Annotated in this window: 20 protein-coding genes; 2 read left to right on the forward strand and 18 right to left on the reverse strand. The window is 73.9% G+C overall.

The features are described 5' to 3' along the window. Positions 1 to 66: 66 nt before the first annotated feature. The 6 genes from OIE67_RS14705 to OIE67_RS14730 form a co-directional block, all read right to left on the reverse strand. Positions 67 to 1,731, reverse strand: coding sequence for a serine/threonine-protein kinase (locus tag OIE67_RS14705; RefSeq protein WP_326640522.1), 1,665 nt, complete (start codon positions 1,729 to 1,731; stop codon positions 67 to 69). A gap of 152 nt (positions 1,732 to 1,883) precedes the next feature. Next, a complete protein-coding gene (locus tag OIE67_RS14710) occupies positions 1,884 to 2,666 on the reverse strand; it encodes an SDR family NAD(P)-dependent oxidoreductase (RefSeq protein WP_326640524.1) in 783 nt (260 codons plus the stop codon). Positions 2,667 to 2,803: 137 nt separating this feature from the next. Continuing rightward, positions 2,804 to 3,505 carry a FadR/GntR family transcriptional regulator gene (locus OIE67_RS14715; RefSeq protein ID WP_106251285.1) on the reverse strand — a complete coding sequence of 234 codons (702 nt, stop codon included), beginning with the start codon at positions 3,503 to 3,505 and terminating at the stop codon, positions 2,804 to 2,806. 389 nt (positions 3,506 to 3,894) lie between these two features. Further along, the gene (locus OIE67_RS14720) at positions 3,895 to 5,898 is read right to left on the reverse strand and encodes a sialidase family protein (protein WP_326640527.1); all 2,004 of its coding nucleotides are present in this window, start codon (positions 5,896 to 5,898) and stop codon (positions 3,895 to 3,897) included. A gap of 149 nt (positions 5,899 to 6,047) precedes the next feature. Continuing rightward, positions 6,048 to 7,259: an MFS transporter gene (locus OIE67_RS14725; RefSeq protein ID WP_326640529.1), complete on the reverse strand. Its 1,212-nt coding sequence runs from the start codon at positions 7,257 to 7,259 to the stop codon at positions 6,048 to 6,050. Between the two features lie 172 nt (positions 7,260 to 7,431). Next, entirely contained in the window at positions 7,432 to 8,031 is a 600-nt protein-coding gene (locus OIE67_RS14730; protein ID WP_326640532.1) for a winged helix-turn-helix domain-containing protein, read from the reverse strand. 212 nt (positions 8,032 to 8,243) lie between these two features. Here OIE67_RS14730 and OIE67_RS14735 point away from each other — a divergent pair, with 212 nt between their 5' ends. Next, positions 8,244 to 9,131 (forward strand): universal stress protein, encoded by an 888-nt coding sequence (locus OIE67_RS14735; RefSeq protein ID WP_326640534.1) that lies wholly within the window; start codon positions 8,244 to 8,246, stop codon positions 9,129 to 9,131. Between the two features lie 26 nt (positions 9,132 to 9,157). Here the strand turns inward: OIE67_RS14735 and OIE67_RS14740 are convergent, their stop codons facing one another. From OIE67_RS14740 to OIE67_RS14795, 12 genes are all read right to left on the reverse strand, one after another. Continuing rightward, positions 9,158 to 10,477, reverse strand: coding sequence for a GEVED domain-containing protein (locus OIE67_RS14740; RefSeq protein ID WP_326640536.1), 1,320 nt, complete (start codon positions 10,475 to 10,477; stop codon positions 9,158 to 9,160). 21 nt (positions 10,478 to 10,498) lie between these two features. After that, positions 10,499 to 11,710 (reverse strand): NAD(P)-binding domain-containing protein, encoded by a 1,212-nt coding sequence (locus tag OIE67_RS14745; protein WP_326640538.1) that lies wholly within the window; start codon positions 11,708 to 11,710, stop codon positions 10,499 to 10,501. Then, entirely contained in the window at positions 11,695 to 12,885 is a 1,191-nt protein-coding gene (locus OIE67_RS14750) for a carboxylate--amine ligase (protein WP_326640540.1), read from the reverse strand. The genes OIE67_RS14745 and OIE67_RS14750 overlap by 16 nt, the downstream gene beginning before the upstream one ends. Positions 12,886 to 14,005: 1,120 nt before the next feature. Beyond that, a complete protein-coding gene (locus OIE67_RS14755; RefSeq protein WP_326640542.1) occupies positions 14,006 to 15,208 on the reverse strand; it encodes a glycosyltransferase in 1,203 nt (400 codons plus the stop codon). Next, positions 15,199 to 16,329, reverse strand: a complete 1,131-nt coding sequence (locus tag OIE67_RS14760) for a GNAT family N-acetyltransferase (protein ID WP_326640545.1) — start codon at positions 16,327 to 16,329, stop codon at positions 15,199 to 15,201. The genes OIE67_RS14755 and OIE67_RS14760 overlap by 10 nt, the downstream gene beginning before the upstream one ends. Continuing rightward, positions 16,326 to 16,901, reverse strand: a complete 576-nt coding sequence (locus OIE67_RS14765) for a hypothetical protein (RefSeq protein ID WP_326640546.1) — start codon at positions 16,899 to 16,901, stop codon at positions 16,326 to 16,328. Before OIE67_RS14765 ends, OIE67_RS14760 begins: the two co-directional genes overlap by 4 nt. Continuing rightward, positions 16,898 to 17,998 carry a glycosyltransferase gene (locus OIE67_RS14770; protein ID WP_326640548.1) on the reverse strand — a complete coding sequence of 367 codons (1,101 nt, stop codon included), beginning with the start codon at positions 17,996 to 17,998 and terminating at the stop codon, positions 16,898 to 16,900. The genes OIE67_RS14765 and OIE67_RS14770 overlap by 4 nt, the downstream gene beginning before the upstream one ends. After that, a complete protein-coding gene (locus OIE67_RS14775; RefSeq protein ID WP_326645357.1) occupies positions 17,995 to 18,687 on the reverse strand; it encodes a polysaccharide deacetylase family protein in 693 nt (230 codons plus the stop codon). Before OIE67_RS14775 ends, OIE67_RS14770 begins: the two co-directional genes overlap by 4 nt. Positions 18,688 to 18,692: 5 nt before the next feature. Next, positions 18,693 to 20,225, reverse strand: coding sequence for a lipid II flippase MurJ (locus OIE67_RS14780; RefSeq protein WP_326640550.1), 1,533 nt, complete (start codon positions 20,223 to 20,225; stop codon positions 18,693 to 18,695). Continuing rightward, positions 20,222 to 21,505, reverse strand: a complete 1,284-nt coding sequence (locus OIE67_RS14785; protein WP_326640552.1) for an O-antigen ligase family protein — start codon at positions 21,503 to 21,505, stop codon at positions 20,222 to 20,224. The genes OIE67_RS14780 and OIE67_RS14785 overlap by 4 nt, the downstream gene beginning before the upstream one ends. A gap of 2 nt (positions 21,506 to 21,507) precedes the next feature. Further along, entirely contained in the window at positions 21,508 to 22,857 is a 1,350-nt protein-coding gene (locus OIE67_RS14790; protein ID WP_326640554.1) for a sugar transferase, read from the reverse strand. An 810-nt stretch (positions 22,858 to 23,667) separates the two neighbouring features. Further along, positions 23,668 to 24,627: a helix-turn-helix domain-containing protein gene (locus tag OIE67_RS14795; RefSeq protein ID WP_326640556.1), complete on the reverse strand. Its 960-nt coding sequence runs from the start codon at positions 24,625 to 24,627 to the stop codon at positions 23,668 to 23,670. 220 nt (positions 24,628 to 24,847) lie between these two features. Here OIE67_RS14795 and OIE67_RS14800 point away from each other — a divergent pair, with 220 nt between their 5' ends. Further along, complete coding sequence (locus OIE67_RS14800; protein WP_326640558.1) at positions 24,848 to 26,503, forward strand: serine hydrolase; 1,656 nt, start codon at positions 24,848 to 24,850, stop codon at positions 26,501 to 26,503. Positions 26,504 to 26,524 lie beyond the last annotated feature (21 nt).

Genomic DNA, 26,524 nt, shown 5'->3' on the forward strand with positions numbered 1-26,524 from the left:
CCCGCGCGCCGGCGTCGGCCATCCGCCGGCCATCCGCTGCCGGTCGGTCGCCGCCGGTCCGCCGGGTCAGCCGGCGGCGGTGCGTCCCTCGGCGGCGTCCAGGGTGATGGTGCCGGTCGTGCCGCGCAGGGCGAAGCCGTGACGCCAGCGCGCCCGCTCCTCCGCCGTGCCCGGCAGGTCCACGGAGACGGTGTTCAGCTTCCGCCAGGTGCCGCCGGTCTCGGCGTACGAGGTGATCGTGGTGCCGCCCGACAGCACCAGGGCCAGGCGGTCACCGGGCACGAGCGACAACTCGGCGCTGTTGCTCCCGTGCCGGAACTCGCCGCCGATCCGCACGTCGATGCCGCTCTCCTTGCGGGTGTTGTTGTACCAGGCGCCGATGTACGTGCCCGCGTCCTTCACCCGGCCGACGAAGACGCTGTCCTCGGGCTCGCCGGTGCCCGCCATCGCGCCCAGGGTGACCAGGCTGACCGTGTCGCCGGAGGACGGCGCCCCCGGCAGGGCGAACCAGCCGAAGAACGGGCCCTGGCTGGTGCCGCTGAGCCTGCCGCCTTCCGCCTTGATCACCGGCAGCGCCTCGGCGCCGAAGGGCTGGTAGCGGTCGTAGCCGGTCTGGGCGCCGTCGAAGCCGTCGGTCACGTCGACCGTCGCGTACGTCCTGCCGCCGATCACCAGCGGGGCGGCCTTCTTTCCTTCGCCCTGGTTGGCGGCCGTCCAGGAGGGCACGAGCAGCACGCCCGCCGTCACGGCCAGTGCCACCGCGACGGCCGCGGCCGCGAGCGGCAACCGGCGCGAACGCCCGCGCCGCGCCTTCGCTCCGTCGAGGCCCGCGGGCGCGGTGGGGACGGCGGACGCGGCCGGCGGCCGCATGCCTTCCACGAGTGTGTGCTCGGTGCCGAGGTGCGCACTGCTCGGAGACGCGGTTCCCGGGGACGCGGCGGCGGCGCGTACGTCGCCGGAGGTGAGGTTGCGCAGCAGGTGGTCGGCGGCGGGGCGGTCGGCCGGGTCCTTGGCCAGGCAGGCGGCCACCATCGTGCGCAGCGGCTCGGGCACCCCGGACAGATCGGGCGGGCCGTGCAGGACGGAGTGCATCACCGCGGGCACGTTCGAGCCGGTGAAGGCCCTGCGCCCGGTCGCCGCGAACACCATCGTGGCGGCCCAGGAGAACATGTCCGAGGCGAGCGTGAGCGGCCGGTCGCCGAGCTGCTCGGGCGACATGTACGCGGGCGTCCCGGCCACGTGGTTGGTGGTGGTCATGGTGTCGAGGGTCCTGGCGATGCCGAAGTCGATCACGACCGGTCCTTCGGGGCCGAGGATCACGTTGGCCGGCTTGAAGTCGCGGTGCACGATCCCGGCGCGATGGATCGAGGCGAGGGCGGTCAGCGTACTGATCGCCAGCCGGTCCAGCCCGCCGCCGACGCGCGGCCCGTCCCGCTTGACCAGCTCGTCGAGCGACGGGCCCTGGACGTACTCGCTGACGATGTACGGCCGCTCGCCCAGCATCCCGGTGCCCATCACCCGCGCCGTGCAGAACGGGGCGACGCTGGCGGCGACCTCCGCCTCGCGCAGGAACCGGCGCCGGACCTCCGGATCGCCGGCGAGCCGCTCGTGCAGCACCTTGATCGCGACGTGCCCGCCGACGGGCGATCTGGCCAGGTAGACCGCGCCCTGCCCGCCCTCGCCGAGGAGCCGTTCGACCTGATGTTCGCCGATACGCCCCTGGCCGTCCACGCCCAACACCCGGGATCCCGTCACCGGTACCCCCGCCACCTCGAAACGATCACGCCCCAGGCTATCCCGTACGACCCGCCCACCGGCCCAGAACACCGACCTTCCACGCACAGGCCCCCGGACGCTCGCCTTTCCGCCCGAGCCGCCCGTTCTCAGGCGCCGGCGCCGCCGTCCACCGGGAGGATGGCGCCGGTCACCATCGAGGCGCGGTCGCTGAGCAGCCATGCGGCCGCCTCGGCGATCTCGCGAGGCTCGGCCATGCGTCCGAGCGGGATCGAGGACGTCACCCGGTCGATGATGCCGGGAGTCGCCGCCTCCCACGTGTCGATCATCTCCGTGGCGGTGCCGCCCGGCGTGATGCCGTTGACCCGGATGCCGTCAGGCCCCCAGGTCACCGCGGCGGTCTCGGTGATGCTGTTGAGCGCGCGCTTCATCGCCCCGTACGCGGGCAGGGCCGGGTTCGCGCGGCGGCTGCCGATGCTGGAGGTGTTCACGATCGCCCCGCCACCGCTCCGCCGAATGAGGGCGGCCTCGGCGTTCATGGCGGTCCAGTGGGCGCGGAAGTTGACCGCGAACTGCTCGTCTATGTCGTCCTCGCCGGTCGTGTCCAGCGGTCCCGGCTGCTGGATCGCGGCCCCGTTGTTGAACGCGCCGTCGAGCCGTCCGTGCAGCTCCTCCACGCGCGCGACCGCCGCGCGGACGCTCTCGCGGTCGGCCAGGTCGAGCGGGACGGCGTCGGCGACGCCTCCCTTCGCGCGGATGTCGTCGACGATCGCCCGAAGGGCGTCTTCGCCGCGGGCGGCGAGCACGACCGCGGCGCCCTCGGCGGCGAAGAGCCGGGCCGCGGCCGCCCCGATGCCGCGGCTGGCGCCGGTGATGAACACCACCTTGCCGGTGAGCAGGCCGATGGGTGCGAGCTGAGTGTTTGTCGTCATAGAGACAGTGTCAGGCCGGGGACCAGGGCGGATGCAGGCACAGACAGTACCTGGCTCAGCGTGTCGCCCACCCGGCCGGGTGGCGTAGGGCCGTCGCCGGGTCCAGCCCGCCGGCCCGCACCGATGGCGCCCGGATCTCAGCGGCAAGGGCTGTCCGCCGGCTCCTCGGTCCCGGTCTTCGCCCGTGCGATGCGGGCCTTGACGTCGCGGAAGTGCAGCCGCATCGCCTCCCTGGCGGCCTCGGCGTCCCGGGCGCGCAGCGCCGCCACGATCCTGCGGTGGTTCGCGACGATCTCCGCGGTCCGCTCCTCCGGCGGGTCCAGCGTCGGCTCGACCTCGTGGTAGACGTCCCAGAACAGGCCGATCAGCTGCAGCACCAGCTCGTTGCCGCTCGACTCGTACAGCAGCGCGTGGAACGCCCGGTCCGCCTCCCGGTCCCTGTCCATGCCGTTGACCAGGGCGTCCAGCGCGGCCAGCCGGGTGACGCTGGCGCTCTTGGCCACCTGCCCGATCAGCCCGGTCTCCAGCAGTTCGCGGACCTCGACCAGGTCGCGCAGCGCCTGGATCCCGCCGCCTGGTCCCGAACGCACCTGGAAGGCGAGCGACGGCGTCAGCACGTCGAGCGACGCGTGCCCGACGAACGTCCCATGTCCGTGGCGGATCTCGACGATGCCCAGCGCGCGCAGCGCCCGCACGGCCTCGCGGACGCTGTTGCGGCTCGCCCCGAGCAGGTCCATCAGCTGCACTTCGGTGGGCATGGGGGACCCGGGGGCCAGCCCGCGTTCGTGGATCAGGGCGACGATGCGCTCCTGAAGCGACGCGCCGTCACGCGTGGGCATGCTGCCTCCAGGCTCGTCCAAGACCTTGTGTCGAACATCCCACCTCCAGGTCCCGGAAGGCCAGGCGGTGCGGAAGAGTTTACGCCGACTACACGGGCGGGCCATCGGGGGAACGCCGCCCGTTCGCGCTCGTACCGGACATGGGATGTCCAGGCCGCCGGGTGTCGCCTGACGATCGTCGTGCGAAGGCGCGGCGCCGTTGCGAGTGCGGGAGGGCGGCGGCTCACGACCGCGAAGGCGCGGCGCCCGCGGGTTCCGCGGGCGCCGTCGCCTCTGTGTCGCCTCTGTGTCGCCTTCGTGTCGCTCAGCTGACGTCGCTCCTCAGCCGATGCCGCCGGTCTGTCGCCGCCGTTTCCCAGCTACCGCCGCTTCTCAGCTCCCGCTGGTTCTCAGTTGACGGTGTCGAACGGGAGCCGCAGGCCCAGCCGGCCGCCGATGGGCAGGTTGCGCTGCCTGATCAGGTCCAGCTCGGCGCCGGAGAGGGCGCGCCGGTAGACGCGTACCTCGTCGAGTGTGCCGCGGAAGCGGTCCGCGCCGTCCAGTCGCTGCCCGATGTGGATCCCGTCGAGCCCGAGTTCCTTGCCGAGGGTCAGCGACCCGCCGGGCACCGCCGCCGACGACACCTGTACACCGTCCACCGAGAGCCTGAGCTCGCCGCTCGCCCGCTGGAGCGCGACGAAGTGCCACTGCCCGTCGTTGTACGCGCCCGGCGACTGCACGGTCACGTCGAACCGGTCCACGGACAGGACCGCCCTGATGCGGTTGCCGGCCGGCTCGGCCCGCAGCCACAGCCCAGGCGGGTTGGTGCCCCGGTCCACCCGGTGGAACCAGAGGATCGCGTGCGATCCGGCCGTCTCCGCGTAGCGGATCCAGGTGGTCAGCGTGAAGTCCTGCGCGCCGAGGTCGATGGAGTCGTCGAACGGCACCTCCACCCGGTCGTCCACCCGGTCGAGGGCGAGCCCCTTCCCGAAGCGCCCTTCGACGGGCTGCGCGCCGCCGCGGACGTAGGCCGGGTTGCGGGCCGGCGACACGTCCGGCGTCGTCGGGCCGGGCGCGGGCGGGCCGGGGATGCCGGGCGGGGTGCCGTTCGGCGTCTCCAGGTACGCCTCGTTGAACCGGGTGAACCGGATCTGCTCGTACGGCGTGACCGCGCCGGCCTCGTACATCAGCGCCGCTTCGTCGCCGTCCAGCCGCACCATGTCCGAGTACGCCGACGGCCCCCAGTGGAAGACCTTGCCCTCGTCCCACGTCTCGAAGCGGCGGCCCTCGTCGTAGGACGACCGGATCCCCATCGCCTCCCTCGCGCCCGGGTGCATCGGCGAGGAGAACAGGACGCGCCGGTCACTGAAGCGCGCCAGCGAGCCCTGCACGTCGGTCGTCGCCAGCGCCGGCATGGTGCGGATCGGCCCGTCCCAGCTCTCGCCGCCGTCGCTGCTGATCGCGTACGCCCGGTTGCCCTTGGCGGTGCCGCGCTCGCGGCCCGAGGCGTAGATCCGTCCGTCGTTGAGCTCGACGACGGTGACCTCCTGGGCGATGATCGAGCCGTCGTCGTAGGATGTCTCGGCGCCGATGTGCCACGTCACGCCGCTGTCGTCGCTGTAGAGCAGGTGCGTGCCGTAGGCGTGCGCGCCGACCCGGTCCCAGTTCTCGTAACTCGCCCCGACGACCAGCCGGCCGGCGTGCGGGCCGCGTTCGAGCTGGATGCCGTGCATCGGGCCGGTGGCGTACCAGAAGTTCCACTCGGGGCGCTTGCCCTCGGTCATCTCCCTGGCGGCCGACCAGGTCGCGCCGTGGTCGTCGCTGTACTGGACCCAGGGGTCGCGGTCGCAGCCGTTCGGGCACGGCTCCGCGCCGTTGTGGGTGCTCACCAGCACGACCCGCCCGGTACGCCGGTCCACGATCGGCACCGGATTGCCGTGGGTCGTCCCGTTGCCCTCCGAGACCACCTGCAGCGGGCCCCAGGTCCGCCCGCCGTCGGCGGAGCGGCGCAACACCAGGTCGATGTCCTCGTCGTCGCCGCAGTCCTTCACCCGTCCCTCGGCGAAGGCCAGGACCATGCCGTTCGCGGCCCGTACGACGGCGGGGATCCTGAAGCAGGCGTACCCGAAGTCGCCCTGCTTGTAGAGGACCTGCTCGTCGGCGAACGGCGCGCCGCCGCCGCTCGCACCCGTCTCGGGACCTTCGGCCGGTGTCGTCTCAGTGGCCGTCGATGGCGTGGTCGCCGGCGTTGTCGACGATGCCGTCACGGTCGGCGTCGCGGGGGCCGGCGTCGGCGCCGCGGCCGCCGGCGCGACGGACGCGCCGGTGAGTAAGCCCGCGAGCATCGTGACGGCGCCCGCCCGGCGCCGCCATGAGCGCCCGGTACGGCCCTCCGGGGGATACCCCTCGTGCATGTCTTCGCCCTTTCGCCAGGGAGCTCTGAGATGGGACATCCTACGTCCAACGTTGGACGTTAAACAGAGGGTAAACGGAGAATGTTCACGAAGGACGAAGGCATTACGGGCCCGTGACGGCGCAGGGCGGCCGCGTTACTGAATGTGGGTCAAGGGTGCTGGGAGGAACGACGTGAGGCCGCCACGACGAGCGTGCCGGCCGTGATCAGGCCGCCGGCGTGCAGGCAGAGCATCGGGACGATGCCGAGCCGGTTTCCCAGTACGCCCGCCAGTGCCATCCCGAGCAGCGACGTCGCGGCATGCGCGCTGGCGAGCAGCCCGAAGACCGCGCCCAGCCGGTCGCCCCCGGTGGCCGTCTGGGCGTACGTGGTCAGCCCCGCCATCGCCGCCGCGGCGGGCAGCCCGGCCAGGGCGATCAGCGCGAAGGCGGGCCACAGCTCCCGCGTCATGAGCGGGTAGGTGAACAGTGCCAGGTCGGCCAGGCCGAAGACGACCGTTCCCCACCCGAACAGCACCCGAGGGGTGACGTCACCGAGGCGGGCGGCGATCAGCAGGCCGCCGACGATCCCGCCGACCGCCTGCGCCGACAGGAACAGCCCGTACGCGTCCGCCGACCCGTCCAGCACGTCGGCCACGAAAGGCGCCGCGAGCGTCGCGAAGACGCCCTCGCCCAGCCCTGTGATCACCATGTACGTGACCAGCAGGCGCACCCCACGGTCGGAGCCGGCCAGCCGCAGCCCCGACACCCACTGCCCGCCGATCGTCGTCGCGGCCGGAGTACGGGCGGGCCCGCGCAGCCCGGACAGCAGCAGCGCGGAGACCACGAAGCCGGCCACGCCGATCCAGACGACGGCGGCCAGCCCGCCCGCGCCCACCGCGGCCCCGCCCACCAGCGCGCCCAGCAGCCGGGCGGCCTGGCCGGTCTGCCCCTGCAGCGCGTTGGCCCTGACGAGCTGCGTGGACGACACGATCTGCGGCACGAGGGCCTTCTGGGCGGGGATCAGGACCGTGCTGACCACGCCCGTCCACAGGGCGACGCCGTAGACGATCCAGGCCTGGTCCGGCTCGCGTACCGCCAGCAGCGGCAGCAGCCCGAGCGCGAGCAGCACGTCCGCGATCACCAGCAGCCTGCGCCGGTCCCACCGGTCGGCGAGCACGCCGGCCGCCGAGCCGAGCAGGACGTCCGGTAACCGGCCCGCCAGCAGCATCGCGGCGCTGGACAGGGTGGAGCCGGTGAGCACGTAGACGTGGTAGGCCAGGCCGGTGCTGACGACCCAGTCACCGGTCTGCGAGATCAGCCCGGCCGAAAGCAGCCGCCGGTAGTCCCGATTCGCCCCGAGCAGGTCCCGAATCCCACCCACCGACCGCTCCAGCGGCTCGCCCGAACCGCCCGCGACCTGCGGCGTTGTGGCCCGCTCCAGTGCTGCCGCGTCCTGCGGAGCGCTTGTAGCGCGTCCTGGCACTTCCCTGTCCTGCGCGGTGGTCGCGGTCCGCGCTGCTTCTTCGCCGTGGCGCGGGACGGCGTGGCCGGGGTCAGTCACCGGTTTCGGTGGTGCGGAGCGGGATGGTGAGGGTGGTGAGCAGGACGGGTCTGGCGCCCTCCGGTCGTCCGGACGGGTCGGCGATTCGCGCCATCAGCGGCTCCAGCAGGCGGCCGACCGCGTCGTCCAGCGCGGCGAGCTCTTCAGGGGTGACGTAGAGGTAGGAGTTGCCGATTCCGCCGGCGTTCCGCCAGGTGTCCGGCTCGTCCGCGCGGCGCTCCTGCCATTCGGCCAGCCGGCCCAGTGCCCGTTCGGCCATGACCTGCTCCAGCAGGCCGCGGGCGGCCGACGTTTCCGGGTCGGTGCCGGTGTCGGACCAGCTCTGGGTCAGTGACGTCGCCTTCCACGGACGTTCCCGCTCGTCGCGGGCCTCTGCCTGCTCCACCAAGCCGTATCGGGCGAGTTGCCGCAGGTGGTAGGAGGCCAGCGCCTGACTGACGCCGACCTCGCGGGCGGCGTCGGCGGCGGTCATCGCGCCGGCCCGCATCAGCAGCTCGTGCAGGGCCAGGCGGACGGGGTGGGCGAACGCGCGCAGGGCGGCAGGGTCGTCCAGTACCTGCCGCGGCCGTTCCCTCCAGGATTCCAAAGACATGCTTGGAATCATCTGCTCGGCGGGGAGCGGATGTCAAGGAATCCTTTGGAATGCGGGGCTGGGCGCAGACGGGCGTCTCATGCAATGCCAGAAATAACCCTTTTGTCGGATAAATCAGACTCAACGGAAGAGTGTCCTGTTTGTCGGCATAGGGGGAGCCGGCGGGGTGATGATGGAGAGAGAGGGGATCGGCTCTTTGAGGGAGCGCGCTGATGAAGGGTCACGTCGTCGCCGCGGTGGACGGGTCGGCCCCGGCGATCGCGGCGGTGGAGTGGGCCGCGGTGGACGCCCAGCGGCGCGGAACCGCGCTGCGGGTCGTGCACGTGTGCGAGCCGCAGGTTCACGACGCGAGCGTGTGCGAGCCGCGCGTCCACGACGAGAGCACCGCGTCCTGCACCGACATCCTGGAGGCGGCCGTCCGCCGCGGGCGGGAGCTCACCCGCGACGTCGAGGTGAGCGGCGACCTGCTCGGCGGCGACGTCGTCAGGGCCCTGCTCACCGAGTCGCACTCGGCGGACAGCGTGGTGCTGGGCAGCCGCGGGCGCGGCGGGTTCGCCGGGATGCTGCTCGGCTCCGTCGGCCTGGCCGTGGCCGGGCACGCCACCGGGCCCGTCGTGATCGTCCGCGCGCCGACCCCGCTGTGGTACGACCGCGTCGTGGCCGGCTACGACGGGTCCGAACACGCCGAGGTCGCCCTGGACTACGCCGTCGAGCAGGCCCGCGCCCGCGGATCGCAACTGCATGTGGTGTACGCCTGGCAGCTGCCGCTGTTCTCCGCGTACGCCGCCCCCTACGCCGTGCCCTACGACGGCCTCATAGAGGACATCATGGCCGCGCAGTTCCACCGCGTGGCCGAGCGGATCGCGGGCCGGCGTGAGCGCGACCCCGGCATCGTCATCACCGACGAGCAGGTGTGCGCTCACCCGATCACCGCGCTCATCGAGGCCGGCCGGACGGCCGACCTCGTCGTCGTGGGCTCACGCGGGCTCGGCGGCCTCGCCTCGGCCGTGCTCGGCTCGGTCAGCCACGGCGTGCTGCACCACGTGACCTGCCCGGTCGCGGTCGTCCGGCCCCACGCCGAGGAGCCGCCAGAACCGTGACCGGCCCGGAGTCGTGACTTGCGAGGTCAGTTCGTGCACGGGCAGTGGCGGGCGAGTTCGATCTGGTGGTCCTCGACCTCGCCGCTGTCCGCCCACCCGGTCGGTGACGCCGTCACCGCGCCCTGTGTGGCGAGCCGCAGCCGCATCCAGGTGACGCCGGTGTGCAGCGGCTGCGGAACGGTCCAGCGCAGCGTGGCGGTGGTGGCGGACGCCCTGACCTTGGCGGTGGCCCGCTCCACGGCGTCGAAGCGGCCGTTCCGGTTGAAGTCGATCCAGCCGTTCAGCCGCGACGGGGACCCGGCCCGTACGGGGACGGCGAGCGTGTAGGCCTTGCCGGTGGGTGCGATGCGCGCCCGCGGAACGGTCACGGCGTCGTCGGCGTCGGTGCCGGCGGGCAGGGCGCGCGGCGTCATGCTGACCGCGTCGGTGTGGTCGGCGGTCACCGTCCGTCCGAGGGACGAGCGGGTGATCGCGTGGGAGGCCGCGCCGTAGGAGGCGGGAGCGTCGGAGTCGTCCTCGGCCAGGGAGAGCTTGAAGGCGGCCCACAACTGCGGGGTCGGCCCGCCCTTCCCCTGGCGGTCGTCGTGAGCGCGCAGCTTGACGGTGAACGAGCTGACGATGCCGCTCACCTTGACCGTCCCGCACGCGTAGACCACGCCGCAGGTGGTCGAGCCGGTGGGATACGTCCATTCCGGCTCGATGGCGGTGGCGGTGGTCCGGTAGCCGGGGAAGCCGGCCACGCGGGCGAAGGCGGGCGTGGCCGGGGTGCCGCCGGTCAGCTCGATGGCGGGCCAGTAGTCGTCGTGGTCGCCGGCGTCGCCCGAGGAGCCGCCGGTGCCGAAGACGTGCAGATGCGGGTCGCGTACGGGTCTGGAGAAGGTGAACGTCAGGGTGGCGACGTCATTCCAGGCGCCGGGCCGGGCCGCGAAGTGCTCGTAGAGGTCGACGAACCCGGCCGTCGTCTTGGCGTTGGCCGGGATGAGGTATTCGTCGTCCGGAGCCGCCGGGTCGGCGCGCAGGACCTTGGCCGAGGCCACCCGGGACTTGCCGATCATGGTCTTGGTCACGGTCACCCGGACCCCGGAGGGCGTGCGGCCCACGGCGGCGGTGACCGAGTTGGTGAAGGACGAGGACGCGTTCCCGGCTTGAGTGCCGGTGATGGCGGCCGGGACGCTCGGGAAGGCACTTTCGGCATGAGCGACGGTGGCCGGGACGTCCGGGAAGGCGGTCTCGGCAACGGTGGCCGGGATGTCCGGGAAGGTGTTCTCGGCATGCGCGCCGGTGACCATGCCCGGGAGGCTCAGGAAGGTGGTGGCCGCGCAGGCCACCATGGTGCGACAAATCATTCTTTCCCCCGTGTTGCTGGTTCAGTTGTGCCTGGTGGTGGTCCGTGATGGTGCGCGCAGACGGCTGACGAGCCCGCTGGTCACCCGGCGGGCGGCGAAGTCGCAGCCGCACACGAACCGCATGGCCGGCCCGAACGTCGGCGCCGCCGCCAGCCCGACGAGGTGCAGTCCCGCGACGGACGTCTCGAAGGTGCGGCTGAGCCGGGGGCCCGGCCCCGATGACGCCACCGCGCGGCGCAGGTCCTCGCTGAGGACGCCGATCCTGCCGACGTCCACCCGGTATCCGGTGGCGGCGATGACGTGCTCGGTGACCATGGTCGTCCGCGCGCCCGTGGCGTCCCGGAGCTGCAGCCGCACCCCGTCGCGGTGTTCGCCGGCCATCAGCCGGGTGCCCAGCGTCACCGTGACGGCTCCGTCGAACCGCTCGCGCAGCCACCACGAGCCGGCGGGCCCGAGCGTGGTGCGCACGATGTGGCCGCGGGCCGCCGCCGGCAGGTGCCGGACCGCGCCGGGCAGCCGCGACCAGGCGACGGAGGGCCACCCGCTGCCGAGCGCGGAGCGGGGCGCGCGAAGGCGCGCCAGCGTCGAGCGCCGCCGCGCGGGGACGTCGTTCCAGGCCAGCGCGTCCGTACGGGCGAGGACGCGGACGCTCGCGCCGGCCTCGGCCAGCAGCGTCGCGGTCTCCAGGGCGGACTGCCCCGCGCCCACCACGGTCACGTCCCGGCCGGCGAAGGCGCTCAGGTCGGCGTGGTCGGAGCTGTGCGTGCACACCTCGGGCGGCAGCGCGGCCAGGGAACGCGGCCGGTAGGCGAAGGGCAGGAAGCCCAGCGCGAGCACCGCCGTCCTGGCCGGGACCACCTCCCCTGACGCCAGGGTCACGGCGAACCGGCCGCCGTCCAGGCCGACGGAGCTCACCTCCTGCTCCTCCAGGGCCGTGCCCACCGCCCGCGCCTGGAACCACCGGCCGTAGGCGGCGAACCGTTCCACGGGCACCGGCTCGCCGAAGGCGTGGCGGTGGAAGGCGTCGAGGCCGAAGCGCCGCGCCGGGTCGGCGAGGTGGGAGGCGTCCGCCTCGGACTTCAGCAGCATGCCCCTGGGCATGTGCCGCTCCCACGCGTGCATCGGCCGGCCGAACACCCGGGCGTCCAGCCCGGCCGGCAGCGCGTGCGCCGCCACGGAGAGGCCGTACGGGCCCGCTCCCACGATCGCCACGTCGATCACCGGGGTTCCCATGTTTTCCTCCTTCGCCGTCTCGGTGACCGGGTGATCCGGTCGAGGCCGCGCTGCACCGTCCGCCCGCCCATGGCCACGAAGGGCCGCAGGTCGTCGGGGGAGAGCCAGGCCAGCTCGTCGCCGGAGCACAGGGCGCGCAGGCAGCCGGGACCGGCGGTGAGCAGGTCGTAGTTCTCCACCACGTACGTCCGCCCGTGCCCGGCCCGCCCCGGCGCCGCCGCCCGGCCGGAGAGGTGCAGGTGCGCGACCCGTACCAGGTCCAGGCCGCTGGAGTCGGTGAACAGCCGGAACTGGGCGCCGAGCCGGGGGTTGAAGTCGAGCAGCTGGTAGGCGTCCGTGGCCGGGTCGTGCCGGAAGTCGATGTCCAGCACGCCGCGGTAGCCCAGCGTCGCGGCCAGGTCGCGGGCGATCCGCTCGACGGCCGGGTTGGGCAGCCAGCGGCCGTAGGTGGTCAGGCCCGCGCCGCGCGGGTACGAGCGTTCCTTGCGGCCCGCCCCGCCGTACAGGCAGCGCGAGTTCTCGTCGAAGTAGCCGTGGAAGAACCAGTCCGAGTGCCGCCCGCCCGGCACGAAGCGCTGGAACAGCAGGTCGTTGCCCGGCAGGTGCCGCAGCAGCGGCAGCACGTGCTTGGCCTGCCGCACCAGGCTGGTGTTGCGCAGCCCGTGGCCCGCGGGCAGCAGCCAGGGCCGCGCCCACTTGGCGACCAGCGGCAGGCCGAAGTCGGCCACGGCCGCGGCGGCGTCCCGCTCGCCGGTGATCACCCGCGACTCCGGCTGCGGGATCCCGAGCGCGGAGCACAGGCGGGCCAGCAGGCGCTTGTCGGCGAGCACGCGGGGCAACCCGGGCGCCTGGCCGGGCAGCAGGAAGCGGGAGCGCAGGTCGGCCGCGTGCTCGGCCACCGCGATGGCGGCGGCGTCGTCCATCGCGAGCAGCACCGAGCGGCGGCCGATGCGGTCGCCGACCTGCCGGAGCGTGCGGATGACGTCCCGGTCGCGCGGCCAGGCGTGTGAGCGCGCCAGGTAGCGGGAGCGGGAGGCAGGGGTACGCCGGTCGTCGATGAGCCCGTGCACCTCGACGCCGGCCCTGCCGAGGGACCGGATGGCGCCGAGAGTGCCGTGGTGGAAGACGTTGTCGTCGATCCGCAGCACGAGCGCCGGAACGGTGCGATCAAGCATGGTGAACGTCCTGCTCTTCCAGGAAAAGCCATGGATCGGGCAAATCGTGAGTTGAATATCCGGTTTGCGGCTACCTGCCTTATATGGAGGAAACGCGAGGTGACACCGCGACGGTGATCAGGAAGGGCTATCGGCACTGTGCGATGGCCATCGTCGCGGGGACGATGGCGGGCACGACGCTCGGCCTGGGCACGCCGTCCGCCGACCCGACGCAGAGCCCCCCGCCGCACAGCCCCGCGCCGCAGAGCCCTCCAGTGGGCCCCGCACTGCCGAGCCCTCCAGCGAGCCCCCCGCCGCAGGGCCCGCCACAGGGCCCACCGCAGGGCCCACCGCAGGGCCCGCCGGCGGCGCTGGGCGTCTTCCTCTCCTCCGACTGGCGCGGCCCGCAGTACCTGCCCGGCTTCGAGTCGTGGCTGCGCAACACGGTGACGGTCGGGCGCACGTACCTGCCCGGCGACCGCTGGGACGCCATCGCGGGCGCCCCGTTCGTCCTGGAGCCCTGGACCCGCTGGCGGGCCGCCCGCCCCGGCCGGGTCCTGGCGCTGAACGTGCCGATGGTCGCCCCCAACGAGGCCGGGCTGCCCGACAGCGTCGTGGCGCGGCGGCTCAGCGAAGGGGCGCGCGGCGAGCACGACCACCACTTCCGCCGGCTCGCCTGGAAGCTGGTCTCCTCCGGCGCCGGCGACACGATCATCGTCCTCGGCTGGGAGATGAACGGCACCACCTACTCCAGCCGGTGCGCGCCCGACCCGCCGGCGTGGAAGGGCTACTGGCGGCGCATCGTCGCCGCCATGCGCTCGATGCCCGGCCAGCGCTTCCGCTTCGACTTCGCGCCCAGCCGCGGGCACGACGCCATCCCGTGGACGGAGTGCTACCCGGGTGACGACGTGGTCGACATCATCGGCATGGACAGCTACGACCAGGGGCCCGGCCGCGGGTTCGCCGACTACGTCAAGCAGCCGTACGGCCTGCGCGCCCAGGCGGAGTTCGCGGCGCGGCACGGCAAGCCCCTCTCCTTCCCCGAGTGGGGGCTGTTCCGCAGAGGCGACCGCTCCGCCTACGTCCGGCGGATGCTCGACTGGATCGGCAGTCACAACGTGGCCTATCACTCGATCTCCGATTACTGTCCCCACGGCGTCTGGCGGTGCGGGGCCAACCCGCGCTCGTCGAAGGTGTTCCGCGACCGGCTGCGCGCCGCCCCCACCCCGGTGCCTTCGCCCCCGCCCAGCGCCTCCAGCGTGTGCGCGGCGAGCTCGTCCAGCGACCTGTCCACGTCGAAGCCGCCGGCCAGCGCCGCCGCGGCCGCACCCTCGGCCGCCGTCAGCGCGGGCTGCCCGAGCCTGGCCAGCAGCGCCCCCGCCAGCGCCCCCGCGTCCCCCGGCGGGACCAGCGAGCCGGTCGCGCCGGTCACCACCTCCGTCAGTCCCGGCACCGCCGAGGCGACCAGCGACCGTCCCGTCGCCAGCGCCTCCAGCGCCGTCAGCGGCAGCCCCTCCCAGAGCGACGGCAGCACGACCACGTCGGCCGCGGCGTACCAGGACCTGACGTCGCTCACGCCGCCGGCGAAGTGAACGCGCGGCCCGCCGCGCGACCGCAGGGCGGGCAGCAGCGGGCCGCCGCCGACGATCGCCAGCCGGGCCTGGTCGTCGCGGTCGGTCACCCGCTCCCACGCCGCCAGCAGCACCTCCTGCCCTTTTTGACGCGAGACCCGGCCGACGCAGACGGCCAGCGGCGTCCGCTCGCCGATCCCGTGGCGGGCGCGGGCCGCCGCCCGCTCGCGCGAGCAGGCGGGCGGGAAGCGGCGCAGGTCGACGCCGTTGCGGACCACCACGATGCGCCCGCGGACGCCGTGCCGGTAGGCCAGGTCCGCCTCGCCGGCGCCCACGCAGATCACCCGATCGGCCCAGCGCGCGGCCAGCCGCTCCCAGGCGAGCGCGGCGGCGGCCACGGGGCCGCCCGCCGCGAGCCATGACCAGCCGTGCGGCTGGAAGAGCGTCGGCACCCGGCCCCTGATCACGCCCCTGCCCACCAGCCCGGCCTTGGACGAGTGCAGGTGCACGACGTCGGGGGCGAACCGCCGGACGATCCCGGCCAGCCCCGCCGCCCGCGCCAGATCGCCCGGCCCGGGTGCCCGGCCCGCCGCCCACGGCAGGCACGGCACGCCGGAGCCCGCCAGCTCGCCGGCGAGCCACCCGGAAGGAGGGCAGGCCACCGCGACCCGCCAGCCCCGCCGGATCTGGTCGGCGGCGGCCGTGGCCACGTACGCCCCGACCCCGCCGTCCACAGGCTGCGTGACGTGCAGGACGCCCGGCCTCACTGCCATGCCGCCACCTTCCGCGCCAGCCGCGGGCAGCGCCGCTTGACCAGCTCCCGGCCGGTCGCGCGCGCGTTCGCGGTCGCGGCGTAGGCGGCGGCGCGCAGCCCGCGCCCGAGCATCACCCGCTGGTTCACCACCGCCTCGCAGCCGAACTTCGTCTTGTACGGCTCGTCGCCGCGCAGCAGGCTGAGCACGGGCCGGCCCAGCCGATGGGTGAGCGCCAGGTTGTGCCGCAGCAACATCGTCAGCACGTCGGCCTCGGCCCGCAGGTCGGGATGGGCCCCGTACAGGTAGCCGCCCACGAAGTCCTTGCCGACCAGCACGAAGTCGCAGGCCATCAGCCGCCCGCGGACCCGGTACTCCGTCAGCGTGGCCTGATTCTCCACCACCAGCGTCCGCACCGCCCTGGCCAGATGGTCGCGGAAGCGCCGCTCGGTGTGCTGGACGTTGATGGCCCGGCTCTCCCACTGCATGGCGTGCAGCCGCAGCAGCTCGGCCACCGACCCCTCCACCTGGTCCGCCCCGACCGCGACCGCCTGCGCGTCCAGCGCGTCGATCTTGCGCAGCGCGTGCCGCAGCCGGTGCCCCCGGCGGCTGTTCAGCCCGGCCAGCACCTGCTCGATCGGCTGACCGGGCAGTTGCAGGCAGGTGGACGCGGGCAGCGACCAGGCCCGGCCCTCCCACAGCTCGGCCAGCCTGCGCACGGTCGCGCCCGGTCGCGCCTCGGGCAGGTCCATCACGTCCCAGCCCGGCTGGGCGAGCATCCCGGCGCGCAGCTCACGCAGGCCCGCGTCGCCTTCGAGGTCGTCCACGACGATGTCGGTGAAGTCGGCCTGGCCCGCGCCGACGGGCGTCAGCACCCGGCAGCCGCCGCGACGCTCCAGCAGGAACGGCGCCGCCGCCACCAGCCGCCCGCCCCGCCGGGCCAGGAACACGCGCAGCCGTCCCGGGGTCCCGTACGCCCGCCACCAGGAGCACAGCCAGCCGTAGGACTGGAACGGCGTGGCGGCCGAGCTGCGGGCGTACAGGTCCGTCCAGTCGGCGGACAGCGCGGCCAGGTCGCCGTCCTCCCTGACCACCTGCACCGTCAGCCCCGCGCGCGAGGTCCGCGACGGTGCGGCGCTCACGCGTTCGCCCCGACCGGCTCGGGCATCTGCTCACGTACGGCGCGGCGGCGGGCCGGCGGCGCGGCCAGCCGGAGCAGGCCACCCGCGAGGACCGCTCCGCAGCCGCCGACGGCCAGGTTGACCAGCGGCACGGGCGCGGAGGGACGGCTGGGGGAGGAGGCGCCGGCGAAGGGGGCCAGCCGCACGTGGGTGTCGCTGGCGTGGGTGCCGGCGTACGCGATCAGCGCGGTCGCCAGCCGGTCGGCCCGGCCGGCCGCCTCCGCCGCGGTCGGGGCCGCCGCGGTGAGGCGGATCAGCGGGGCGTCGGGCGAGGCGGCCACGCTCAGGCCGTCCAGGTCGGCCGCGGCGACGCCGAGCACGCCGGGCTGCGCGGCCACCCGGGCGTAGGCGGCGGCGTAGTCGCCCGCCCGCGTCGCCTCGCCGCCCGCCACCACGACGACGTACGCGTCCGAGGTGTAGACGGCCTGCCCGGCCAGGGTGTACGCGAGGCCGCCGAGCAGCCCCGTCGTCAGCGACAACGGCAGCCACCAGCGCGACAGCGGGCCCGTGAGGCGGGCCGGGGTCCAGTTCATCGTTTCTCCTCCTCGGGTGCCGCGCCCAGCAGGCGCAGATACAGCGACTCCAGCCGGTCCGCCTGGTGGCGGACGTCGTAGCAGCGGACGGCCTCGGGCGGCGGGAGCCGTTCCGGCGGCCGGGCGGCCAGTGCGGCCAGCTCGGTGGCCAGCCGGTCCGGGGCGACCCGTCTCGCGCCCGGCGCCGCGCCCGGCGGCAGGTCCTCGACGGCCGGGCAGGCGCCGTACAGGACGGGCAGGCCGGCGGCCAGCGCCTCGACCACCGCCAGGCCGAACGCCTCCTCCGCCGAGGGCGCGGCCAGCACGTCCATCGCCGACAGCAGGGCGGGCACGTCGGTGGACTCGCCGGCGAAGATCACCCGGTCCTCCGCGCCCGCGTCGCGGGCCAGCCGGCGCAGCCGCGGCTCGCACGACCCGGTGCCGGCCAGCAGCAGCACCGCCCTGCCGAGCGCCGACACCGCCTCCACCAGCACGTCGAAGCGTTTGCCGGGTTCCAGCCGGCCGATCCCGCCGACCACGAAGGCACGCGGGTCCAGGCCGAGGCGCTCCCTGGTACGGCGGCGCAGCTCCGCGTCGAAGCCGAAGGCCGCGCCGTCGACGCCGTTCGGGATCACCACGATGCGCGAGCGCGGCACGCCCCAGAGCGACAGCCGTTCCGCGACCGTCGGCGACACGGCCACGGTCGCGTGCCCGAGCAGCTCACTGGCCAGGTAGAGCGCCCTGACCGGGCGGGTGAGCCTGCGGCCCTCGATGTGTTCGTGCCCGATCGAATGCTCCGTGGCCACGATGGCCGGCACGTTGGCCAGCCGCGCCGCCAGCCTGCCGTACACGCAGGCCCGGTACAGATGGGTGTGCACCACGTCGTAGCGCCGCCCGCGCATGAGCCGGGCCAGCCGTCCCACGGCCCGCAGGTCCGTGTTGCCGCGCATGCCGATCCGGTGCACGGGCAGGCCGTCGCGCTCGATGGCGTCGGCCAGCACCCCGCGCCCGGTCAGCACCGCCACCTCGCACCGGGCCCGCAGCCGGGGCAGCAGGACGCGCAGCTGCTGCTCGGCGCCGCCGGCCGCCAGCCCGGTGATGACGTGCAGGACCTTCACCGGCCCCACCTGACCCGGTGGCGGGCCCGCTTGACGCTCAGCCGCAGGCCGCCGTCGCGCTCCCCGACGTAGGTCCTGGGCAGCAGGTGCCTGCCGTTGAGCGGGCTGCGCCAGATCGCGCAGGCGTAGCCGTACCCGGCCGCGCGGACGGCGCTCACCTCCCGGGCGGTGGCGTGCCCGTACGGGTAGCAGAATCCGCTCACCTCGTCGCCGAGCACCCGCTCCAGCGTGGCCTTGCTGGCGGTGACCTCGTGACGGAGCTCGGCCTCGCTCAGTCCCGCCAGCGAGCGGTGCCCGGCCGAGTGCGACCCGATCTCCATGCCCAGGCTCGCCGCCCGGCGCACGCCGTCCTCGTCCATGAGCCGTTTGCGCGGGCCGCCGGCATCCCAGCCGTTGTGCCCGCCGAGCAGCTCGGACACCACGAACACCGTCGCGGTGAACCGGTGTTTGAGCAGCAGGGGGACGACCTCGCCGAGGAAGTCGTCGTACCCGTCGTCGAACGTCAGCCCGACCAGGCCGCGCGCGGTCCCCTCGGCGTGGCGGCGCAGCAGCTCGCGCATCGAGACGCCGGTCAGGCCGTGCCGGGCCAGCCAGCCCAGCTGCCGGGCGAAGCGGCCGGGGGAGACGGTGACGCGGTACGGGTCGCTGTCGTACCGCTCCACGGAGTGGTACATGAGCACGAGCGGCATGGTGGTCACGCGCCACCTCGCAATCTGGTCCATCGGGTGTCTCCGGAGGGGTGGGTGAGCGTCGTCAGGGCCCCGGTGCTCACCGCCACGGCGCAGAAGACGGCGGTGATCGCGGCGCCCGTCAGGGCCAGGACGACCGGCTGGGGCAGGCCCGCCAGCGCGGCCCGCGCCGCCCAGCCGGCCGCCGCCGCGACCACGGCTGACAGCAGCAGCAGGCCGACGGGCCCGGCGGAATCGCGCAGCGGCAGCGCGACGATGCGCGTACGCAGCCGGACGAGCAGCAGGACGGCGGTCACCGTGATCCCGGCCGCGTTGGCCGCGGCGATCCCCGTGACGCCCCACGAGGGCCGGGCCAGCACCGCCATCACGGCCAGCCCCGCCGCCATCGCCACGGCCGGGTACCAGGAGGCGCGCGCGGCGCAGAAGTAGGCGCGGCACACGACGCCGACCACCGCCTGACCGAGCAGCCCCAGCACGTACACCCGCATGATCGCCGCCGTGGCCGCGGCGTCGGCCTCCGTGAAGGCGCCGTACCGCAGCAGGACGGTGACGACGTCCCGGGCGCAGACCAGCAGCACCGCCGTGGCGAGCAGCACGATCGCGGCGGCGGCGACCAGGTCGGCGAGCAGCGTCCGGCGGGCCGCCGCGCCGTCGCCGGCGGCGATGGCGCGGGCCAGGCGCGGGAAGCTCACCGTCGCCGCGATCAGTGACACGACCATCGCGACCTGGGACAGCTTCTGCCCGTAGTTGAGGTGCGAGATCGAGCCCGCCGGCAGGGACGAACCGACGTACCGCTCGATGAAGACCTGGCACTGGCGGGTCAGCGTGAACACCGCGACCGGCACGAACACCCCCCACGACAACGCCACCCCGCCGGCGGGTCCGTCACCGGGGGCTCGGCGGGACCGGCCGAGGCGCAGCGCGAACGCCGGGGCCTGGACGGCCACCATGGCGACGCCGCCCACGGCCACGCCGACCGCCGCCCCGAACGCGCCCTGGCCGCTCAGCGCCCATACGCAGCCGACGATCCCCGCGTTGTAGGCGAGGTAGATGGCGGCCGGCGGCGCGAACGTGTGCTGCGCGCGCAGGGCCGCGCTCAGGTAGCCCGCCAGCCCGAACGTCAGGATGGTCATCGAGGTCAGGCGCATGCAGCCGACGGCGAGGTCGGCCCGGGGGATGCCGGGGGCGAGTACGCCGACCAGCCACGGCGCGCCCGCCGCGGTCACCGCGCTGAGCGCCGCCAGGGCGAGGCACAGCGCCGGCATCGTGGCCGACACCAGCTTGCGCAGGTCGTCGCCCGCCTCCAGCGCCCGGCTGAACAGGGGGACCAGCACGAACGCCATCGCCCCCTCGATCAGCAGCGGAGCGGCGGTCTCGGGGATCGTCCAGGCGACGAGGAACGCGTCGGTCTCGGCGTCGGCGCCGAAGGTCGTCCCCAGCGTCAGATCCCGGACGAACCCGAGCCCGGATCCGAGCCCGACGAGCACGGCGGTGACGCCGACGGCCTTCGCCGCCCGAGGGGCGGCCGTCGCCGTCATCGCCGACCACCGCCGACGCCGGCATCCGCCCGCGCGCCGGAGAACGTGGACGTCTCGCGGCGGGTGACGAGCGACAGGGCCAGGCCCAGTGCCACGGACATGACCAGCGTGGGAGCGCCGCCGATGTCGCCGTAGCAGAAGTCGACGAGCTGCCAGGTCAGCAGGCCGGCCGCGACGAGCGAGCGTTCCCGCACCGCCCACCACGCCAGCGACCCCAGGCATCCGGCCAGCGCGGCCAGCCCGAGCAGTCCCTGCTCGCTGAGCGTCAGCAGGTACATGTTGTGCGGCGACAGCAGGGGCCGGCGCTCGAAGCCGTGCACCGGGTCCTCGGTGTCGCTCCCGGTGGACAGCTCGATCGGCGCGTACGTGTCGCGCAACCGCGCGAAGCCGCGCGGACCCGCCCCCGTCACCGGGTGCTCCAGCCAGATGTCCAGGGCGGTCCGCCACAGGCTGTACCGATCGCGCAGCGACTGGTCGGGCTGCGACACGGAGGAGGCGACCGAGTCCAGCCGCCGCCCCAGCAGGTCCGGCCCCGTGCCGACGCCGAGCGCCAGCACGATCGCCGCCGCCGTGCCGGCCAGCACCACCCGGGCGGCGAGCACGCGACTGTGCAGGAAGAGCACGACCAGGCCCGCGGCGGCCAGCGCGAGCCAGGTGCCGCGGCTGAGCGACAGGGCCAGCGGCACGCAGAGCAGCGCCGCCGCGGTCAGGGCGGCGGCGCGGCGCCGGCCCCGCAGGGTCAGCCCGGCCCCCAGCAGCACGATCGCCCCGAAGCTGACCACACTGGCCATGCCCATCACGTCCGGCGCGCCGAAGGTGCCGACGGCCCGCACCTGCTCGCCCGCGTACGACGCCCCGGTGCCGGTGATCGCCTGGACGCAGCCGACCAGGCCCTGCGTGGCGGCCGCCGCGACCAGGGCCCCGCCCACGATCAGCGTGTCCGTACGGTCGCGCACCGCCACCAGCACGGCCAGCGGAATGACCACGAAAACCTGGACGTACCTGACATAACCCGGCACACCGGCCAGCACGTCGGCGCAGGCCAGCAACGAGACGCCGGCCGCCGCCGCGACCGGCGCGAACACCAGGACGCGGGCCGGCAGCCGCTCCGCCGCCGGACGGGACAGCAGGACGGCGACCGCCGCCACCGCCAGCACGAGCGACATCACGTCGGCGGCCGTCGGCCGCACGCCGGAGGACAGCTCCTCGTGGCCGGCGGGCAGACACGTCAGCAGCACCAGCGCGGCGGCGAGCAGGCTGGGCCGGAGGCGGACGCGCACCGCTAGCTCCCGCTCCGGCGCAGCAGGCACCACATCGTCCGCATCATGATCTTGATGTCGGAGCGGAGGGTCCAGCCGTCCACGTAGAAGTTGTCGAAGCGGGCGCGGTCCTCGATCGAGGTGTCACCCCGCAGCCCGTGGATCTGGGCCCAGCCGGTGAGCCCGACCGGCAGCCGGTGCCGCAGCTCGTAGCCGGGGATCGTGCGGGAGAACTGCTCCACGAAATGAGGGCGCTCCGGACGTGGGCCGACGATGCTCATGCTGCCCTGGAGCACGTTCCACAGCTGCGGCAGCTCGTCGGCCGACGTCCTGCGCAGCGACCTGCCGACGGGACCCACCCGGTGGTCGTCGGCGATGCTCCACAGCGTCGCCGACTCGTGCGGGTCGGCCGGCCGCATCGTCCTGAGCTTGAGCAGCTCGATCGGCCCGCCCCCGAGCCCCACCCGCTGCTGCCTGAACAGCAGCTTCGGGCCGACCTCCGAGCGGACCATCATGGCGCAGAGCGCGAGGATCGGCGCGGTCAGGACGAGCCCGGTCAGCGCCACCGCGACGTCGAGCACCCGCTTCACCGGCCAGGTGGCCCGCCGCTGCGCCTCCGGACGCATGCGCAGCAGCGGGAAGCTGCGCACGTGCTCCCGCAGCGCGACGAAGTCGACGATCACGTCGCCCGGGTCGGGCGCGAGATACACCTCGCAGCCGAGCGCCCGCGCCGTCCGCGCGAACGACTGCCGGACCGCTCCCGCGATGACCACCGCGCGCACCCCATGGGTCTGCACGATGTCGGTGACGTCGCTCAGCCCGCCGAGTACGGGCACGCACCGGCTCTCTCCCGCGCCCTCGTCCAGGAAGCCCACCGGCAGCAGCCCGTGCTCAGGATGAGTCAGCAGGAGGTCCGCGAGCCGGTGACCGTGCGCGCCCGCGCCGACCACCAGCGTGGGCGCGGACCTGCCGCGCTCGCGCGCCCTGCGGACCGCCAGGCACAGGACGCTCCTGCCGCAGACCGCGAGGAAGGTGAACAGCCCCGCGAACAGCGTGACCTCGACCAGCGACGCCGCGCCCCAGAACGCCACCAGGACGCTCACCAGTCCTGATCCCGCCAGCCAGAGGCCGCGATCGAGGCAGGAGGGCACGACCCGCGGCTGGTAGACCCGGCCGGCGCCGTTCAGCGCCAGCACGACGATCCCCGCGACGGCGATCCGGCGCAGGTCCGGTCCGGCGCCGGCCGCGGCGAACGTCATGCACACCACGTCCACGCCCACCAGGCCGAGCGGCTGGACAGCCCGCCGATGCCCCGCCGTCTGGGCTCCGGCCCGCCAGGCGATCTGGCGGCCGGCCCTGATACTTACAGCCACTGATTCTCCGGAATAGCTAGTTCGACCAGGTCAACGCTTGATCGGTCGGCCCGATCCGCCCGCGGGCCGAGGCCCGCGCGCTCGCGCCGGTGCCGTCTTCAGGCGGGCGCGGGACGCTCACGACATGACACTCAGTCCGAGCGGGCCCGCCCGCTCGGGTAGGAGCGCGGGCAGGTCAGGCCGGTACGGCGTGCCGCGACGACTCGGCGAAGGGCCGGCCGGAGCCGGTCACTCGGTCGGTTCGCCCGCGCAGCCGCTGACGCGGCGGGACGGCCACATCCTCCGGCCACATCACCCGGCCACATCACCGGGGGCGGCGCACGGTGGCGTCACCCGGCGGCGTCGCACGGTGGCGGGCCGGACGGCGGCGGTGCGTCGTGCGGAGACGCCTCGATCGCGCGGCAGGATGGATCCGCATCATTGCCCGAGACGGCGTCGCCGGCTGGTCCCTCGTGGGTCGTCGCGCCCCAGCCGATGCCGGTACCGATGCCGGTGCGCAAGCCGGCTACACCGCGCGCCGGCCCCCCGGCGCCGGCAGACATCGCTCGTGCCCGTGTGCGAGTGACCTGGCGGTGGCGTGCGCGGCCAGGCCGACAGCCGGGACGAGACCGGTGGCGGTCGGCGCGCGGCCGTCCTCCAGGATGTGATGCAGCACGGGATTCCCTCGGCTCCGAAGAGATGCGTCATCACCGAAATTAGGTTCACGGAGGCGAATGCGTGACGAGCCACCCCGCTTGCCACAATCAAGCTTTCTTGGTTGAGCGCAAGTGAACCTGTGGCCTGGTTCGGGCGTCCCGCGCCGATCAAGGGCTAACTCTGCAGGGGTTCGTCCGGCTTGTCCCGGGGTGAGCGCGCACTGGCGGTCAGCGCGTCACGCTGGGCGGAGCTCAGGCGGTCAGGTCTCGGAGCGACGGCGTACGCGCCGCACCCGGTCCTCGCCACGGCGAGCGGGTCGGAGAGGGCCGGCCGGCGGCTGATCGCGTCCAGGGCGCCGGCCGCCCGCCGGGCCGGCCAGCCGAGCGCGGCGGCGAGGTCGGCCACGGTGAGGGGGCGGGCGGCGTGCACCAGCGCGGCCAGCACCGTCAGCCCGTCCTGCACGGCGGCGTCGGTGAGGTCGCTGCCGTGCATCTGCTCGTGGATCCAGGCGAAGAACTCCGCCATCCGCCCCAGCCGGGCGCCGGCGGGCGTGCCGGCGCCGAAGATCTCGATCCCGTGCCGCGCGGCCGCCGCCACCTCGCCGTGCGCCCCGGTGTCGGCTTCGAACGCGCGGAGCCAGACGTCGTCGTCGATGACGTACCGCTCCCGGCGGCCGGAGTCGCGGGTACGCCTGACCAGCTCCATCCCTTCGAGGTAGCCGACGGCCTTGGACACCGACGCGGGGCTGACCTTCAGCCGGCGGACGAGTTCGGCGGAGGTCAGGTTGCCGGCCTCCGCGGTGAGCAGGCAGGAGAACACGCGCGCGGGCATCCGGGGCAGGCCGGTCCCGGCCAGCAGGGCCGCGAACCGTTCCACGAACTCGCGTACGGACGCCTCCTCCCCGGCCGGTGGCTCGCCGTCCTGAGCCGGCCTGCGGCGGCGGGCACGCCGACCCGCGACCTGCTGGGCGCGGTCGGCGAGGTAGCCGCCGGGGGCGCGGTTGCGGGCCACCTCGCGGCTGATCGTGGAGGTGGGCCGGCCGAGGCGCCGGGCGATCTCGGCGTATCCGAGCCCTTCGGCCAGCCAGCTCGCGATCCGCCGGCGATCGTCGTGGGTCAGCCTGCCTCCGGGCATCGACTCATCCTCTGCCGGTTCGGTTCACGGGTGCGTTCACCCACAGTACATTGCAACGATCGTCCGGCGTGAATTGCGTTTCCCGTCACTGTTGTTGCAACGATTCCATGAGAAAGGCCAGGTAACAGCCTCGCCTAGCTGCAGATTTATTGACGAGACATGAAACGCTACGTAGCCTTCACTCGCCTGGAAAGATTCGCGGCGGACAAAGGACCCCCTGATGACACAACCGCTGGACGTGCCCCTGATGCGAGCCCGCATCGCGGAGCTGCTGGCCGAATACCGCATCCCGAGCGCCACGATCGGCGTCCTCCAAGACGGGCAGATCACCGCTTTCGCGGTCGGCGTCAGGAACGTCGCCACGCGGGAGCCCGCGACCACCGGCACCGTCTACCAGTGCGGCTCCGTGTCGAAGACCTGGACGGCCCTCGCCTTCATGCGACTCGTCGACGAGGGGAGGGTCGCCCTCGACGAGCCGGTGCGGACGTACCTGCCCGGCTTCCGCGTCGCCGACCCCGAGGCCACGGCCCGGGTCACGCCCCGCCACCTCCTCAACCACACCAGCGGCATCGAGGAGAGCTACGGAGATCCGGGCGAGGACGACGACGTGTACGAGCGCATGGTGGCGAACATCGCCGACGCGCGGCAGGTCCACCCCCTGGGCCACACGCACGGCTACAGCCCGGCCCTCGGCTACGCGATCCTCGCCCGCATCATGGAGGTGAGCGACGGCAGGCGGTGGGACGACATCATGCGGGACCGCCTGTTCGGCCCGCTGGGGCTGACCTCGACGAGCACCAGGCCCGAGCGCGTGGACCAGGACCTGGCCGCGACCGGCTACCTGATCAGGTCCCTCGAAGAGGGGCCCGTCCGCTCACCGCTGACCCATCTGCCGCGCGCCTTCGGCCCCGGCGGCAACATCAGCACGACGGTGGGGGACCTGCTCACGATGGCGCACGTCTTCCTCGACGAGGGCAGGGCGCCGAACGGGACCGCCATCGTCTCCCCGGACGCCATCCGCGAGATGACGCGGTCACGGGTCCCCGTACCCGACCCGTACACGTTCGGGCCGGAATGGGCGCTCGGTCTCATCGTCTGCGACTGGAACGGCCAGACCGTCTACGCCCACGACGGCAGCGCGGTCAGCCAGAGCGCCCGGCTGCGGATCCTGCCGGAGCCGGGCCTCGCCGTCGCGATGCTGGCGAACGCCGGGCCGCGTGACAGCTTCTACCGCAAGGTGTTCGGCGAGATCCTGTCCGCCCTCGGCGCGGCCACGATCCCCGGCCTGCCGGAGCCGGACCCGGCCCTGGTGCTCGACCTGTCCAGGTACGAGGGCTCCTACGAACGCCCCGGCACCCGCTACGACGTGACGGCGGAGGACGGAAGACTCCACCTGAAACACACCCTGGATCCCATGGAGGCGCGACTTCTCGGCAAGCCGGACCAGCTCGACCATGAGCTGCTGCCGATCAGCGACACCCATTTCCTCATGCTCTCCGACGACCCCCTAGAAGACCCGCAGACCTTGGCCCTCTACGACGTCGATAACGGCGCTGCCCGCTACCTCCACCTCAACTGCCGCGTTCATCCGAGAATCGACGAGAAAGGCGCCACAGTGCACGTCATGGCCGTCTCCACCGTTTCCGACGGTGACGGTTTCTGGGAATCCGTCAAAATGGCGTACGGCCGGCTTCCCCAGGGCGCCCGATGGACGATGGCCGTGGCGAGCACCGACGGCACCAGGGCGGTGAACGTCATCGTCCACGACTCGATCGACGCCGTCAGGCGTTTCTTCGAGGACCACGCCGGCCCCTACGCCACCACGGAATACTTCGAGGCCGACGCGCCCAACGCGGTCGGGCTGCCGACGGCGTGAATGCCGGGGGCCCGTACGCCT

Origin of the sequence: Nonomuraea fuscirosea, from assembly GCF_035917475.1 — a bacterium.
GTDB lineage: Bacteria > Actinomycetota > Actinomycetes > Streptosporangiales > Streptosporangiaceae > Nonomuraea > Nonomuraea fuscirosea.